We start from the raw sequence: 426 nt of genomic DNA, 5'->3' as shown, positions 1-426 counted from the left end.
AGGTATCCACGCGCTTGTAGACCGGCCGCAGACCCTGCCCGCGGCGCAGCGCGCGGATCTCGTGTTCAGTGGTGCCGACCAGTTGCCCGATCCGTCGGTCCGAGAACCCCTTGCGCTTAAGCAGGCGTAGAGACTCGCGGCCGAGTGCTTCGTGACCGGCGGTGCGCACATGGGCCTCGGTATGGACCAGATCCTCCACCTGAGCCAGGAACCAGGGGTCGATCTTGGATAGATCGTGGATCTCCTCCAGGCTCATGCCGAGGCGGAAGGCGTCGGCGAGATAGAAAAGCCGCTCGGCGCCGGTCTGGCGCAGCTCATGGCGGACACGCTTGGCCGCGTCCGGCTCACGCGCATCGACGATCTCCTCGAGACCGTAGCGATCGATCTCCAGCCCGCGAACCGCCTTCTGCAGCGACTCCTGGAAGG

The 426-nt window shown here is 66.0% G+C and carries 1 pseudogene; it reads right to left on the bottom strand.

The features are described 5' to 3' along the window. Nucleotides 1-426 (bottom strand): annotated as a pseudogene (carB, locus tag B4N44_RS01655) (carbamoyl phosphate synthase large subunit); the annotation flags it as partial.

It is taken from the genome of Thiocapsa sp. UBA6158, from assembly GCF_002423035.1.
In the GTDB taxonomy this organism is placed as follows: Bacteria; Pseudomonadota; Gammaproteobacteria; order Chromatiales; family Chromatiaceae; genus Thiocapsa.
This window is presented reverse-complemented; position numbering and strand designations above follow the sequence as displayed.